Below are 15,783 nucleotides of genomic sequence, written 5' to 3' on the forward strand. Positions count from 1 at the left end.
CACATTTCTTTTTCTAGGAAACTAACGTAAAATATAATACGCAATTTATTTTAAATAGGAGGGTTTTTATTTTGTTGGGTGTTGTTTTATTATTTGTTGGAATTACATTGATTAGTAACGGTTATTGCGGGTTAGCAGGAGTAGATGGTAAATCGACTGCCTTTTTAAACTTGTTTACAGGAAGTGTTACGTTCATAGTCAATACGACTTTTTTATTGCGTGGAGACTACTTTTCTGCTGGCACTGGTTTTTTATTTGCATGTACGAATCTCTTGATGGGGGTTATCTACTTGTTTGATTTGGATTGGCGGGCATATGGTATTTTCGGTTTATTTGTTGCTGTAAATGCCATTCCTTGTGCCTACCTTTCATATGTTAGCGGTGATTGGCGTTTTGCCATCATTTGGATATTATGGGGAATTCTCTGGTTTTCTGGATTTTTACAAAATGTTCTAGCACTTCCAATCGGGAAATATGTTTTGTATTTAGCGATTTTTGAAGGAATTGTTACTGCTTGGATTCCAGGATTTTTGATGATAACAGAATTATGGTAAATAAAAAAACAGCTATAGCCGGAATAAATACCTGCTTGTAGCTGTTTTTTATTTAATGGTTAAAAGTCATCTGGCCTTTGGGAGAGCGAAGCAAATTTATTGAACTCTTTAATAAATAATAATTCGACCGTTCCTCGGGCACCACTTCTATTTTTCTCAATAATTACTTCAATAACATTATCGATTTCAGGTTCCTCACGATTACCGTCTTCCCCCTCTTCACCACGATCATAATAATCATCACGGTAAAGGAAAGCCACGATATCCGCATCTTGTTCAATAGATCCAGACTCACGAATATCACTAAGTACAGGTCGTTTATCCTGACGTTGTTCTACGCCACGGGATAATTGAGATAATGCAATAACTGGAACTTTTAATTCTTTCGCCAATTTTTTTAATTGACGGGAAATTTCAGAGACTTCTTGTTGACGACTCTCGCGGCCGGTTCCTTCGATCAGTTGTAGGTAATCGATCAATATCAACCCAAGATTGCCACGTTCTTGCGCTAATTTCCGGCATTTTGCTCGAATTTCTGTAATTTTAATCCCCGGAGTGTCATCGATATAAATTTGGGCTCTGGACAAACTTCCCATCGCAATAATTAGATTTTGCCATTCTTCTTCTGATAATTGACCTGTCCGCAAGTGCCCAGCTTCTATTGAACCTTCCGCACAAAGCATCCGGTTAACAAGCGATTCAGCACCCATTTCCAAACTGAAAATAGCAACAGATCGGTCAGTTTTAGTCCCAATATTTTGGGCTATATTTAAAGCAAAGGCGGTTTTCCCTACGGCAGGACGAGCTGCTAAAATAATCAATTCTTCTGCTTGTAGTCCGGCTGTCATTTTATCTAAAGCTGGATAACCAGTAGGTAAACCAGTAATTTCTTCATCATTTTGATACAATTGGTCTATATTTGCTATCGAGGTATTCAATACATCTGCGATCGATAAGAAGCCACTTCTGTTTCTTTTTTCTGAAACTTCTAAAATACTGCGTTCTGCATCATCCAGAATCGTCTCAACATCTTCGCCTTGTTCAAATCCTTTTGTAACAATTTCTGTGGCAGTTTGAATCAGGTTGCGAAGCAGTGATTTTTGTTCAACGATTTTAGCATAATAAACAATGTTAGCAGCTGTTGGCACAGCTAAAGCTAAGTCAGATAAGTAGCTTAAGCCACCTACATCTTCAAGTAAATTTTCTTGCTCCAAGCGATCTTTGATCGTAATAACATCAATCGCTTCATTTCGATCATTCAAAGTAAGCATAGTCTGAAAAATCAATTGATGATTACGGCGATAAAAATCTTTTGGCTCTATGTACTCTAACGCATCGATAATAACCTCAGCATCTAAAAAAACCGACCCTAAAACGGCCTGCTCTGCTTCCATACTTTGTGGCGGTACTCGATCTTGCCATACTTCATTCATTTTTTTCTCTCCTATAGCTAAAATTACGCTTTTCAGTCTTTCTATTTTAACAAGAAACAACTGAAATGTACAATGACAATATCGAATCGTTTCTTCTTAAGAATAAGCAAAAAGTGATTGAGGCATAACTCTTCGAGTCATATCCCAATCACATGGAATCCTTATAAACAGGGAGAACTGGAACAACTTTGCTCCAACCTCTTTTCTAATTATTCTTCTACTACCTGAACTTTAATCGTTGCAGTGACTTCATGATGTAATTTCACTGGAACTTTTGTAAAACCTAGTGAACGAATTGGTTGTGATAGTTCTAGCTTACGTTTGTCTAATTTGACCTTATATTGCTTGTTTAAGGCCTCCGCAATTTGTTTTGAAGGAATAGATCCAAAAAGACGTCCATCTTCTCCAGCCTTCGCTTTAAGCTCTACAATAGTTTCTTCTTTTTCTAAGAAATCCTGCATTTTTTTAGCTTCTGCTAATAGTTCAGCTTCGTGTTTATCTTGTGCTTTTTTTTGTCCAGCTAACGCACTGATACTGCCTTTATTTGCCTCTTGCGCATAACCATTTTTAATTAGAAAGTTTTGTGCATATCCTGTTGGTACTTCTTTTACTTCCCCTTTTTTTCCTTTACCTTTGACATCTTGTAAAAAAATAACTTTCATACTATTATTCCTCCTCATTTTAAAAGCATAATAAGCTTATTCAGCATTGAAATAAATATAGGAAAACAAACTTGTGATGCTTTTTTCCAGAAGACTAGCTTATGGAGCTGGATCATACATCACATCTATATTTTGCTGAATCACTTTCAATAACTGCTCTTTTACTTCAGCTACCGTTACATTCGTTAATTGTACCGCAGCGTTAGTGAAATGACCACCTCCGCCCAAATTTTCCATGATTAGTTGGACGTTTATTGACCCATTACTACGTGCGCTAATCCCAATTTGCTTATCGGTTCGTTTGGTTATCACAAATGCAGCATTGATTCCTACCATTGATAATAACGTATCTGCTGTTTTCGCCGCAGTAACACTATCATATTCCTTCTCTTCACTGCCTGTCACAATAACCGTATCTGGTGTGACGTACTCACTTTGGGCAATTAAACTGTTCATCTCCAAATAACTGGTTAAATCTGAGCTTAATAGATATTGTACTAAAGATGAATCGGCGCCACAAGTTCTTAAATAACTAGCCACATCAAAGGTACGTGCTGTAGTACGAACACTAAAGCTTTTTGTATCGACAACAATCCCAGCAAGTAAGAGTGTTGCTTCAAATTTATCCAACTGTTTTTGCGTATTACTTTGATATTCAATTAATTCAGTCACTAGCTCTGAAGCAGATGATGCAGAAGACTCAATATAAGAAAGTAATGGCTTAACTGGAAATTCATCCCCACGTCGATGATGATCTATAATCACAACTTTATCAAACTGTTCATATAGTTCTTGTGAAATTGAAAGTGAAGGCTTATGGTAATCTACCATAATCAATAAACTGCTATCCGTTTTTCTTTTCATTGCTTCTTTTGGTGTGATAATTTGTTTTGCTAATTCAGGATACTTTTCTAGCTCAGCCATAACTCGATCAACATCAGGTATACTTTCAGTTTTCTCTAAAACAACCCAGGCGTCCTTATTATGAAATTTAGCTAATCTTGCCATACCAAATGCTGAACCGATTGCATCCATATCGGGAAAACGATGTCCCATAATATAAACATCTGAAGACTCTGCTAAAATTCCCTGGATGGCAGTACTCATAGCACGAGACCGAACACGCGTTCTTTTGGCAACTGACGCTGTTCTACCTCCATAAAAAATAGGTTTAGCATTGTCTTTAGCTTCTTTCACAACAACTTGATCTCCACCTCTAACCAGTGCTGTATCTAGGTTCGTTTGAGCTGTGTTACCCGTCTGGCTTAAAGTTTCTCCACCATAAGAAATTCCCATACTTAATGTAATCGCTATCTCTCTTGTACTAGATTCTTTTCTAATTTTATCTAAAATTTGAAATTTCGATTCCATCATCTTTTTTACATCTTCCAACTGTGCAATAAAGAAGTAACGTTCTGCATTCAATCGTTTATAAAAAACTTGATACTCATCCATCCAATCAGAGACCATTGTAGTAATAAAACTGTTCAAATAGGAAATTTCTTTTTCATCCATACTATCTGTAATATCATCATAATTATCAACTGAGACAATACCAATAGCGGTCTGCATTTCTAATTTTTCATGATATAAGTTACTTTCTTCTGTAATATCTTTAAACGTAATCGTGTTTTGTTTTGTATCAATATTGAAGCGATAAACATGATCCCCAACTTTAAATATATCTTTCCCTTTTTCTGCTAACGTTACATATGTTTGTATTAATTCAGGACTGATCAGAGTTTGACCATCTTTCCGAAAAATACTCTCTGCAAATGGGTTCAACCATTTTGCTTCTTTTGTATCAACATCATAATTAATAATCCCAACAGACACTTCATTAAATGCATAATCCAATGATTTTTCTGCAATCGTACTGGCTTCTCTAATTTTCTCCGTATTAGATATCTCAATTTTCTTGATTAAATTAAAGATTCTATTTATCAATATGAGATTGAGTACAAGCAAACCAGCTATAGCAATATATTTATTAGATACAAAGAAAAATATAAGTACTTCTAATAAAAAGAGAACGAATACAGAACCCAAAATCCGTTTCATTCTAATTTTTCTCATTATAAAGGCTCCTCCGTGTTCTACAGATAAGACTATTTTAGCATAAAAAAAGGATTTCTGCGAATACTGAAATGTTTCACGTGAAACATTTCAGTATCTCTATATAGCTTATTTTGAGTTATATAATATAAAAGCTTCGTTCCATTTTATCAATAAATTAAATAAAAAAAGAACCAAAGAAACTAGTTCTTTGATTCTCATAATTCTATATTATTGCTCTTCACCAACAAATGGTAATAAGCCCATGATACGTGCGCGTTTGATTGCAATTGTTAATTTGCGTTGGTTCTTAGCACCAGTACCTGTTACACGACGTGGCAAAATTTTCCCACGTTCAGAAATGAATTTTTTTAATAATTCGATATCTTTATAATCAATATATTCAATATGGTTAGCAGCGATATAATCGACTTTACGACGTTTACGTCCGCCTCTTCTTTGTTGTGCCATTCTTATTCCCTCCTATCAAATTCGTTTAGAATGGTAAATCATCATCTGAAATGTCAATAGTAGAACCTGTTCCAGCAAATGGATCAGAATCTCTATCAAAATCAGGCATACCGTTATTGCTAGACTGAGAGGATGATTGATTAAAATTGTTTTGCCCTGAAAAATTATTATTCTGTGGTTGTTGGAAACTTCCGCCACCAGCATTATAACTTGGTGTCGAATCTGATCCTTCTGTTGTTTGTCTTTGTTCTGATGCAGAACGAGACTCTAACAACTGGAAATTCTCACATACAACTTCGGTCACGTAAACACGTTGGCCTTGTTGATTTTCGTAATTTCTAGTTTGAATACGACCAGTTACGCCTAATAATGTACCTTTACGCGCATAGTTTGCCATTGTTTCAGCAGGTTTACGCCAAATCACACAGTTAATAAAATCTGCTTCACGATTTCCATTTGCATTCGTAAAGTTACGGTTTACTGCTAAAGTAAATGTCGCAACTGCTGAACCACTAGATGTATATCGCAAATCGGGATCTTTTGTTAGTCTTCCAACTAATACAACGTTGTTAATCATTTAAACATCTCCTTTCGTCAATCCAAATGTTTCACGTGAAACATTTGGTTATGCTTCTTCCTTGATAATCATGTGACGGATAATATCGTCATTGATTTTAGCAAGACGATCAAATTCATTGATTGCTCCTGCAGTTGATGGAGAAGATACTTTAACGATATGATAGATGCCTTCACGGAATCCGTTCATTTCATATGCTAAGCGGCGTTTTTCCCAATCTTTTGATTCGATAACTTCTGCTCCGTTATCTTTCAAAATTGTGTCGAAACGTTCTACTAAAGCAGTTTTTGCTTCTTCATCAATGTTCGGACGAATAATATACATAACTTCATAATTCGTAACTTGACTCATTGATTTTCACCTCCCTATGGACTTTAGGCTCTTAGATTGCTAAGAGCAAGGAGAGTTATCTAAAATATATAGACTACTCACAATGTTTCATTATACAGCTAAAAGCTGATAAAATCAAGTGTTATTAGCAATTTTTGATCTTTTTTTTGCAATCATTTTTTCTCTCATGTCTTACTTTAATATACGTATAAATCCGCTAGTCTCACTTTTTACTTATAATTCAGGTTATTTATTTTTCGTGGTATACTATCCTTGTTCGAAATTACACAAATAATTTTATGTCGTTTGAAAGGATGCTGTTACATTGAATCAATTGTTAGAATACCAACCGCTCAACTTGTACACGAATTATCTTGAGGCTACACGTAATAACCCAGAAACTGCCATCATTCATGATGAATCTTTGCCGGCTTTTCCTGAACTTGGAACTAGCTACACTTATCAATTAAGTCACGAGGCAATTTTAAACCGCGCTTATCAACTAGCTAGTTTAGGTGTGAAAGCTGAAGATAAAATCATTATTTTCAAAAGCTCAAAATTCGATACGTATTTGTTGGCAGTGGCTGCTTCTTATTTAGGTGCCGTTCCAGCGATGATTTCTTATCATTTTCCAGCTGAAACAATTGAAGTCTTTGTCGATCGTTTAGAAGATCCGTTTATCCTGTTTGATGAAGAAACAGAAGAGAAAATTGGGAACGTAAAAAATAGTGCTCCTGAAAAACAGATTTCAGTCGCAGCACTTTTACAAGCTCCTGCTAACAAGGTACCCCAAGTAGAATTACCTAAAGATATGATTGCTTATATGACACACACGTCTGGAACAACTGGAATTCCTAAATTGATTTGTCACTCTGCTAATTCTATGGGCTGGCGTACAAAGTGGCAAAAAACGATTTTCACAAAAATTGCCGATAAGAAACTTGTTGGATTTCATATTTCACCCGTCCATTCTCGTTTTAATATTGGAATCTCTTCTTTGATGGCAATGGGGTTTCCGATGATGCCATTATCGATCTCAAATAGCGAATCCGTTTCAAAAATGCTTTCAGAGCATCAACCGATCGCTGTTGAAACACACCCTAACAATTTCGTTCAGTGGACATCTTTGGCAAAAAGACAGCCTGAAGCTTTTGCAAGTGTTCGTTATTATCACTCTACTTTTGATGCTATCAACAATGCTACAATGGCAAGTTTTTTAAAAGCTTCAGAGAAGAATGATCCAATTTTCCTTCAAGTGTATGGGCAAAGTGAATGTGGCCCAATGATCTTGAAAGCTCATACTTTAGACTCTCTTAAAACGTCCGACGCTCGTGATATGGGGGTTGGTTTAGAAGGATTGACTGAAGCACGAATTGCAGATAAAGAAGGCAATGTTTTACCTGCTATGACAGATGGACATATCCAATTTTTATCTAAAGGGCGTGCACTAACTTACTATAAAGAAGATGAACGTTTCCAATCAACTGTTTTTGGCCCTTGGTGGGACAGCGGTGATTATGGTTTTATGGATGAAAATGGTCATTTATTCCTTAAAGACCGTCAAGTAGATTTGATTGATAAAATTGATAGTAATTTGGCGATCGAGGATCATTTGTTAGATGCGCTTGATTTTCTTCAAGAAGTAATCATTGTTAGAGCGAAAGATAATTCTCCTCAACCAATTTTAGCTGTTGATCCAAAACAAGGGATGAATTGGGATGCTTGGTGGGAACAAGTGACTGATTTACCACATTTAAATAAACCGATTATTATGGAGTGGGACGAAATTCCTCGTACAGCTACGATGAAAGTCCAACGATTACAGATTGAGAAAGCTTTGAAAGAAAATAAATAGCATTAACTAAAAAGAATCACAGACTATTTAATTCCAGTCTGTGATTCTTTTTAGTTAGTAAATAATGTATCATAAACACCATGTTTTAATAATGAATCTCGGGATAGACAAACACCTATTCCTACTCCATCTGGCACTCTAATTTCACCCTGTTTCATTTCAATAGGCTCTGTCAAAATATCTTCATAGTAATAACGTTCAGAAGCAGAAATATCTCCTGGAAAAGTGAAGATTTTTTGAGAAGCAAATTGTAAATTCAACGCTCTCCCTATACCAGATTCAAACATTCCCCCCAACCAAACAAGCAGCTCTTTTTCTTTACAGAAATCGGCTATTTTCATAGCTTCTGTAATCCCACCTACTCTAGGAATCTTTAAATTGATACTTCGACAACTCCCCAAAGAATAAGCTAATTCACAATCTTTAAGCGATCGAATGTTTTCATCTAAACAAATATCGGTCTTTATTTCTTTTTGTAATTGTGCGTGATCCAGAAAATCATTCGCCGCAAAGGGCTGTTCGATCATTGCTAAATTATACGTATCTAATTGCTTTAGGTGCGGAATATCCTTAATAGTATAGGCTGAATTGGCATCGACCATCAACAGAATATCAGGAAATTTTTGTCGAATAGCTTCGATTGGTTTTAAATCGTAACCTGGACGTATTTTCAATTTGATCCTTTTATATCCAAGATCAATATACTTTGTAATTTGATCTGTTAATTTTGTTAGATCAGTTTGAATCCCAATACTAACACCAACTGGAATCTGTGTTCTGGTATCATTCAAATACGTTTTCAGACTCTTGTTGCTACGTTTTGCATATAAGTCCCAGATTGCTGTTTCAAGGCTAGATTTAGCCATTTGATTGCCCTTTACTTCCTCAAAGAGCACGGAGACTTCCTTAGGATGTTGAATATCTGCATTTATCAATAACGGAATCAAATGTTTTTCAATGATAATTCTAGCTGTATCGATTGTCTCTTCTATGTAATCTGGCTGTTCAAAAGGAACCAATTCTCCTATACCTTGGTTACCTAATTCATCTGTCACTAATAAAATATCAAAAGCTTTCTCTGTTAAACGACCATAACTTGTTTCAAATGGACTCTTTAAAGGCAGTCGAACGCGATAACGATCGATACGGTGAATTTCCAACTTAGTTTCCTCCTTTTAAAAACGGAACAAGCTGTTTTGCTCTGATAAAAAAATAAGATCATCTGCAGGCAATATTCTTTTCCTCAAACAGATTTTATCTTTTTTCCGAAGAACTAGCTTGTGCACTAACAAGTATAACAAACAGGATAATCCTGTAAGTAAATTAAAAAATTAACCCTGAATTCCTCTTTGTTTTACTGAAAATTTCCTATTTTCTTAAGGGTTGATTTTGTAGCTAGCTAAAAACGTATAAACGACTTTCTCAACTATCTCTGGTTTTTCCAAATGAATACAGTGACCAGCATCTTTTGCGATTTCAATAGATATATTGGGGTGATTTTTCTGCATACTTTGGGCGATGTGTTGAAATTTAGCATCTAATTCTCCTACTATCAATAACATGGGTGCTTTTATCTTGTCCAACTCTTGCCAAAAATCAGGTTGAACCCCAGTCCCCATAAACCATAAACTACAGGCTAATCCAAAAGCTTGTTGAGATAACCGCTCTTGACGAAGCGTTCTCTGAACTTTAGTTGATAATCGCTTTTGACTATCAAAAAGAGACAGATTCTCCCACTTATCAACAAAGGCTTCAATAGAGTGACTCATAATAAAACCAGCTAGATGTTCATCAGCACATTTGCGCATCATTCGTTCTGACATGCTCTTTAAACCCGGAGAACCACTCTCTAAGATCAGTTGATGAATCTTTTGAGGAAATAGACAGGTGAATCCTAAAGCCACTCTAGCGCCCATTGAATAGCCTAATAAAGAAAACTCAACTATACCTAACCCTTCGGTCAATAATGCAATATCTTGGCACAAGCAATCCATTTGATAACGATATGGATGGACATAGCAATCCGTTTTGCCATGGCCAATCAAATCAATTGCTAAAATATTGAGTCCATTTTCTTTTTGAAAAACTGGTACAAAGGTCTGACTAGTGCCTGTAAACCCATGAAGACAAACCAATGTTGGTCGATTTTCTTCATAGGGTGAAATCCATTCATAATAATATTTTACGCCATTTATAGTCGTATTCATTTGTTTTTCCCAAATTTTTCTTTTAATCCTGCAACCACTTTTTCGTATAGTTGAACATTTTCCTGACGGTCACCAACAACTTCAATTATTTGGAATTTTGGCTGTTTCTGGGTGGCATCCAATAATAACGCTAACTGTTCCAAACTCTCAGCTTTTATATATTTTGCATTATATAATTGAGCAACTAAAGAAAAGTCTAAATCGATCGGCGTTCCAAAAATAGGTTCAAAATCAGCCACTTCTAACTGACGTTGTGAAAGAAAAGAGAAAATACCACCGCCATTGTTGTTCAATAAAACAATTGTCAAAGGCAGATTATAGCGTTTAGCTAATAGTAGACCATTCATATCATGATACATCGCTAAATCACCAATCAACAAGACATTTTGACGTTCTGGATTAGTCGCACACATTCCTAAAGCCGTTGAAACAATACCATCAATACCATTGATTCCACGATTACCAAATAACTGGTAATGATTTGCTTCCGCCGTTGAAAAACGATCTAAAAAGCGAATCGCATTACTGTTCGAAACAAACAACTGACCGTTTTCTGCCATTTTTTTATGAACAAGAATACTTGCTGTTGTTTCATTTAATGTGTTCATGTCGCTAAGTTCATTTAATTGTTGTTCCGTTGTTAATTGCCAATCAATCCACTGATTACACCACGAATCCACTGTTTTAACTTTAACCTTTTCTATGATTGCTCGAGCAAAAGTTTGTTCTTCTGCCTGGATGGCAACTTGAGTTTGTTTTAATTGATCCTGCCAGTCACCCGTTTCATCAACAAAGTAGATTGTTGTCGCATCATCGAGTGATTGTAGCCAGAACATCGTATTTTTAGAGATAGGCAACATACCAAAGCGGACCACTACTTCTGGTCGTTGGGACATTTCAACTTCTTGGATAAAAAGATCCGCATAGTTCATGATCAAAGGACTAGTTTTACCACATGATGTGATATTTGCTAGTGGATCACTAATAATCGGCCAATTTAAGGTTTCTGCTAATTTTATAAATACTTCAGCTTCTTTTGGCGTATGACTTCCACCAATAACTAAAACACCTTTTTTTTCTTGCCAAGCATCAACACATTCAAGCAGTTGCTCTTCTGACAATTGCTTTTTACCTACTAATATTTCAGTTGCCTTTTCAATAATCAACGTTCGATCTAAATCTGGTAGTAAAGGTTCTCGCAGCGGAAAGTTCAAATGAATAGGACCTTTGGGTATTTGGCACGCAGTATCTGTAGCACGCATTCCTTGCCAATAAGCATAATCCAACATCGTTTTAGTTCCTTCTGGAATTGCCATTTCTATAAATTCTTTTACATGGCTTTGAAATAAATGGAATTGATCCATTGCTTGAGGTGCCCCTACTTGTCGTAATTCATGCGGCCGATCTGTTGTTAAAATGATTAATGGAATATGACTAGCATTTGCTTCGCAAATCGCTGGATAATAATTTGCTGCGGCCGTTCCTGATGTACACAATAACACAACTGGTTTGAGACTAGTTTTACTTAATCCTAAGGCAAAAAAGGCCGCAGATCGTTCATCAACTTCAATGAAGGTTTCGATTTTTTCTTGTCGATGCAACAATAATGCTAATGGTGTAGAACGAGAACCAGGACTTATCACAGCTTGCTCTACTCCGCTGCTGATCATCCCTTCAACAAAGGTTTGTAAATAATTTGTCATATCACTTTGATTTGTCATGATTCGTCCCCCCTATTCCTCTTAACATCGGTTGAAATTTGATTTTCGTCTCTATTCGCTCTTGTTCTGCTACAGAGTCTTTCACAATCCCACAACCCGCGTATAAGTAACCGACATTATCAGAAAATACTGCTGAACGAATCCCAACCGCAAATTCTCCTACATCTTCTTTAATAGCGACCCAGCCGATTGGAGCGCCATATAAACCTCGATCTAACCGTTCATGTTCTTTAAGCCATGCCAAAGCTAATTCCTTCGGTTCACCGCCTAATGCGGGTGTTGGATGTAACTGTTGAATGCCTTTTAAGAAACGATACTCTTTTTGTCGCTGTCCTTCAATCGGTAGATGTAAATGCTGAATATCGCGATTCTTTAGTAATTCTGGTTTCTGAACTTGTATAGAAGTCCCTGTCATTTTTTCTAATTCTTTGATGATTCTATCTACAACAATTTTATGCTCTTGTTTATTCTTCATATCATTCAATAAATAGTTACCTAGCGCATCATCTTCTGTCTCCGTTGTTCCACGTGAAACAGAACCCGCGATACTGGCCGTTGAAAAAGTCTTTGTAGAAGCTTTCAATAAGCGCTCCGGCGTAGCCCCAATAAAGACATGTTCATTCGATTCAAACACAAAAAAGTACGTATTAGTTTGCTGTTGTTGAAGATTCTTTAAAATGACCTCTGCCTGAAATGGACGATCGCTTTTCACTTCCATCCTTCTTGCCAAAACAACTTTCTCTAAGGGACCTGCTTCTCTTAATTTTGCTACCGTTTCATCCACTACCGTCATCCATTCGGACACAGCGATTTCTTCTGCTTTTATTTTGGTAGTATCTTTTTCTTCTATCGCCTGAGTATCCATTATTTCTGCGAATTGAGATGTGAGTTCCAACCACTTTTGCTGTACTATTTCTTTATTTTCTGCACTGAAATTCAGCGTAAGATACTGTTTTCCAGCGGTTTCTGTAAGTAAAAAAGTCGGTAAATAAAACAGCCCTTGTTCCATCATTCCCCAGTCATTTTGCTTAGAATGCTTGCTATCAAAAGCAAATCCTCCAAATAAAATAGCCCCTGTTCCAGAAACAGAACAATTTTGATAAATTTTATCTTTTTCTCCTAAAATAAATGCATCTACTTGTTCAAATGAAGCTTGATCATGCACTAATTCTTTTTCTTTACCGAAACCGACTAGCGTAAAATTTTTATCAGGTGTTTGCCAATAAAAACGTTTCCCTTTAAATGCTTTTTGCCCCTTCTCAAAAGAAGTACGCAAAGAAACTGTATTTTCATTTATTTCTTTGACCCAACTAAATTGACGATAGCCATCTTCATAAGCTTGTTCTAATTCTTTAGGAATGCTCATTTGCTTAAAAAAGCCTCCCTTTCTCTTGTTGTTAAGCGGTGTTTCGCTAATTTCCCACTAGCTGTTTTAGGCAGTGAATGGCACAAATAAATTCGTTTAGGTAGTTTATATTTTGCTAAATAATGTTTGGCAAATGTATTGATTCTTTCTGTTGTGATCGTTGATTCTCCAACAATGTAAGCTACTGGAACAGCGCCCCATTTTGCATCGGCTTCACCAACTACGGCAACTTCTTTTACCCCAGGAAACTCTTGAATTACATGTTCAATTTCTGTGGGGTAAATATTTTCGCCGCCTGAAATAATCAACTCACTTAAACGGCTCACTAAATACAGATAACCTTCTTCATCTAAATACCCCATATCACCCGTTTTAAACCAGCCATCTACTGTCCATTTTACCGTTTGCCATTGTTCACCATTTAAATACGCACGAACGACATTCTTTCCTTTTAATAGAATCTCTCCAACTTCATTCGGAGCCACTCGTTTTTCTTGTTCATCAACGATCTTGATTGCCATCCCCATCAATGGTTTACCAGCAGAACCAATTTTATTTCCCGCATCTTTAAAGCTTAGTGCCACGACTTGAGAGCAGGTTTCGGTCATTCCATATGATTGAATCACAGGAATACCATAGCTTTCACATTTTTCCAACGCTTTGGGAGAAATCGGTCCACCACCAAGTAACATTGCTTTAAAAGCTGAGCTATAGCCCTTCTTAGGATAATTTTCCAGTAATTCTTGCAGCATAATCGCCACAACAGAAATCACGGTCCCCCGACCTTCGGCTAAATCATTTGTGACTATTTTTGCATCAAATTTATGATATAAACGGAAACTGCACCCCAGCACTAATTGACGAATAATGATCGACAAACCGCTAATGTGAAATAACGGTACTGGACACAGCCAACAATCTTCATCTGTAATGTTCATATTTTCTTGCGTTGCCATAGCACTAGCCAAATGATTACTAAAACACTGCACGACACCTTTAGGATTTCCTGTCGTACCTGATGTGTACATGATTGAAGCCGTAGCTTTAAGTTGATAGATAGAGTCTATTTCTGTTTCTACAACTGCTTCAGTACCTTCTGGCTCTATCATTTCAATTAGTGTCAATTGATCCAATTCAGTAAAAAATGGCAAACTTTCAGTAGAAACCACCACCAGTTTCACCTTTGAATCGGTCAATTGGTAGTGGAGTTCCTGTAAGCTTAAATGTGTATTTAATAAAACTAGCTCTTTACCTAATTCCCACAAAGCTAAAATTGAAAAATACATTTCTTTTGAATTACGGCTAAATAGAGCAACTCGTTTTTCTTTATTTGGTATCTTTAACGAAAACAATGCTGTCCATTGCTTGACCTCTTGAGCAACCTCAGCAAATGTCCAGGCTTCATCCTGCCAATAAAAAGCAGGGTGATCAGGTCTTTCATTCACTTGTTTTTGCAGCCAACTACTCATTTTTTTCACCCTTTTATTTTATGGAAATTTAGGGAATTGGTCGAAATCAGGGTCACGTTTTTCTTTAAAAGAATCGCGTCCTTCTTTGGCTTCATCCATTGTGTAATAAAGTAACGTTGCATCTCCTGCTAATTGCTGAATCCCAGCTAATCCATCTGTATCAGCATTTAAAGAAGCTTTGATCATGCGCAATGCAAGAGGGCTTTTCTTCAGCATTTCTTCTGCCCACTCCATTGTAACATCTTCAACATCTGCCAAAGGTACCACTGTATTGATCCAGCCCATATCCAAGGCTTCTTCAGCTGAATACTGTTTACATAGGAACCACACTTCTTTTGCTTTTTTATGACCAACCACACGAGCTAAATAACCAGAACCATAGCCGCCATCAAAACTACCTACATTTGGTCCAGTTTGGCCGAATTTAGCATTATCTGCTGCAATCGTTAGATCACATACAAGTTGAAGTACATTTCCGCCGCCGATTGAATATCCTTTGACCATTGCAATAACAGGTTTTGGAATCACACGAATCAAACGTTGTAAATCTAATACATTTAAACGAGGAACACTATCTTCCCCTACATAGCCACCATGACCGCGAACTTTTTGGTCTCCGCCAGAACAAAATGCTTTGTCTCCTGCACCAGTTAAAATAATGACGCCAACATCTTGTTTATCACGGCTAATGTTGAATGCATCAATCATTTCCATAACGGTTTTTGGTGTAAAGGCATTATGCACCTGAGGACGATTAATCGTGATTTTCGCTACTTTTCCTTCTTGTTCAAATAAAATTTCATCGTATTCTTTGATCGTTGTCCAGTTTCTCATTAGGAAACCTCCTTATAATTTTAAAAGCGTAGTGGGCTCGTCCAGCCTCGACTGGAAAATAGGAAATTATGACTGAGGTGCTTTTTGCCTCATTCATAATTTGTCTTTTTCCCGAGAGGCTAGCCTACGTAGCTAGATAACATAAAAGCGGAACAAATCGGTTAATCCTGTAGAAAATTAGGAAATTGGCATTGAAACATTTTTTGGTTCACTGACAATTTATCTATTTTCCTAAGGATTGATTTGTGC

14 protein-coding genes are annotated in these 15,783 nt (G+C 36.6%); 2 read left to right on the forward strand and 12 right to left on the reverse strand.

The features are described from left to right. Positions 1-71 precede the first annotated feature (71 nt). Positions 72-554, forward strand: a complete 483-nt coding sequence (locus I583_RS14205) for an AmiS/UreI family transporter (protein ID WP_010762113.1) — start codon at positions 72-74, stop codon at positions 552-554. Positions 555-613: 59 nt separating this feature from the next. On the opposite strand, the gene dnaB is transcribed toward I583_RS14205, so the two are convergent. The 6 genes from dnaB to rpsF form a co-directional block, all read right to left on the reverse strand. Continuing rightward, positions 614-1,987 carry a replicative DNA helicase gene (gene dnaB, locus I583_RS14210; RefSeq protein ID WP_010762114.1) on the reverse strand — a complete coding sequence of 458 codons (1,374 nt, stop codon included), beginning with the start codon at positions 1,985-1,987 and terminating at the stop codon, positions 614-616. 209 nt (positions 1,988-2,196) lie between these two features. After that, on the reverse strand, positions 2,197-2,649 hold the full coding sequence (gene rplI, locus I583_RS14215; RefSeq protein WP_010762115.1) for a 50S ribosomal protein L9: 453 nt from the start codon (positions 2,647-2,649) through the stop codon (positions 2,197-2,199). A gap of 99 nt (positions 2,650-2,748) precedes the next feature. Next, on the reverse strand, positions 2,749-4,725 hold the full coding sequence (locus I583_RS14220) for a DHH family phosphoesterase (protein ID WP_010762116.1): 1,977 nt from the start codon (positions 4,723-4,725) through the stop codon (positions 2,749-2,751). A gap of 210 nt (positions 4,726-4,935) precedes the next feature. Continuing rightward, a complete protein-coding gene (gene rpsR / locus I583_RS14225) occupies positions 4,936-5,175 on the reverse strand; it encodes a 30S ribosomal protein S18 (RefSeq protein WP_010762117.1) in 240 nt (79 codons plus the stop codon). A 25-nt stretch (positions 5,176-5,200) separates the two neighbouring features. Beyond that, the gene (ssb, locus tag I583_RS14230) at positions 5,201-5,752 is read right to left on the reverse strand and encodes a single-stranded DNA-binding protein (protein ID WP_010762118.1); all 552 of its coding nucleotides are present in this window, start codon (positions 5,750-5,752) and stop codon (positions 5,201-5,203) included. Between the two features lie 48 nt (positions 5,753-5,800). Next, positions 5,801-6,103: a 30S ribosomal protein S6 gene (gene rpsF / locus I583_RS14235; protein WP_010762119.1), complete on the reverse strand. Its 303-nt coding sequence runs from the start codon at positions 6,101-6,103 to the stop codon at positions 5,801-5,803. Positions 6,104-6,407: 304 nt separating this feature from the next. On the opposite strand from rpsF, the gene I583_RS14240 reads away from it, so the two are divergent. Continuing rightward, positions 6,408-7,937, forward strand: a complete 1,530-nt coding sequence (locus I583_RS14240) for an AMP-binding protein (protein ID WP_010762120.1) — start codon at positions 6,408-6,410, stop codon at positions 7,935-7,937. Positions 7,938-7,987: 50 nt separating this feature from the next. Here the strand turns inward: I583_RS14240 and menC are convergent, their stop codons facing one another. The 6 genes from menC to menB form a co-directional block, all read right to left on the reverse strand. Continuing rightward, positions 7,988-9,097, reverse strand: a complete 1,110-nt coding sequence (menC, locus tag I583_RS14245; protein WP_010762121.1) for an o-succinylbenzoate synthase — start codon at positions 9,095-9,097, stop codon at positions 7,988-7,990. A gap of 216 nt (positions 9,098-9,313) precedes the next feature. Continuing rightward, a complete protein-coding gene (menH, locus tag I583_RS14250) occupies positions 9,314-10,144 on the reverse strand; it encodes a 2-succinyl-6-hydroxy-2,4-cyclohexadiene-1-carboxylate synthase (protein WP_010762122.1) in 831 nt (276 codons plus the stop codon). After that, positions 10,141-11,865 (reverse strand): 2-succinyl-5-enolpyruvyl-6-hydroxy-3-cyclohexene-1-carboxylic-acid synthase, encoded by a 1,725-nt coding sequence (gene menD, locus I583_RS14255; protein WP_010762123.1) that lies wholly within the window; start codon positions 11,863-11,865, stop codon positions 10,141-10,143. The genes menH and menD overlap by 4 nt, the downstream gene beginning before the upstream one ends. Beyond that, positions 11,849-13,231: an isochorismate synthase gene (locus tag I583_RS14260; protein WP_010762124.1), complete on the reverse strand. Its 1,383-nt coding sequence runs from the start codon at positions 13,229-13,231 to the stop codon at positions 11,849-11,851. Before I583_RS14260 ends, menD begins: the two co-directional genes overlap by 17 nt. Continuing rightward, positions 13,228-14,700, reverse strand: a complete 1,473-nt coding sequence (locus tag I583_RS14265) for an o-succinylbenzoate--CoA ligase (RefSeq protein ID WP_010762125.1) — start codon at positions 14,698-14,700, stop codon at positions 13,228-13,230. The genes I583_RS14260 and I583_RS14265 overlap by 4 nt, the downstream gene beginning before the upstream one ends. An 18-nt stretch (positions 14,701-14,718) precedes the next feature. Beyond that, positions 14,719-15,534 (reverse strand): 1,4-dihydroxy-2-naphthoyl-CoA synthase, encoded by an 816-nt coding sequence (gene menB / locus I583_RS14270; RefSeq protein ID WP_010762126.1) that lies wholly within the window; start codon positions 15,532-15,534, stop codon positions 14,719-14,721. Positions 15,535-15,783: the final 249 nt, after the last annotated feature.

This window comes from Enterococcus haemoperoxidus ATCC BAA-382 (assembly GCF_000407165.1).
GTDB classification, from domain to species: domain Bacteria; phylum Bacillota; class Bacilli; order Lactobacillales; family Enterococcaceae; genus Enterococcus_L; species Enterococcus_L haemoperoxidus.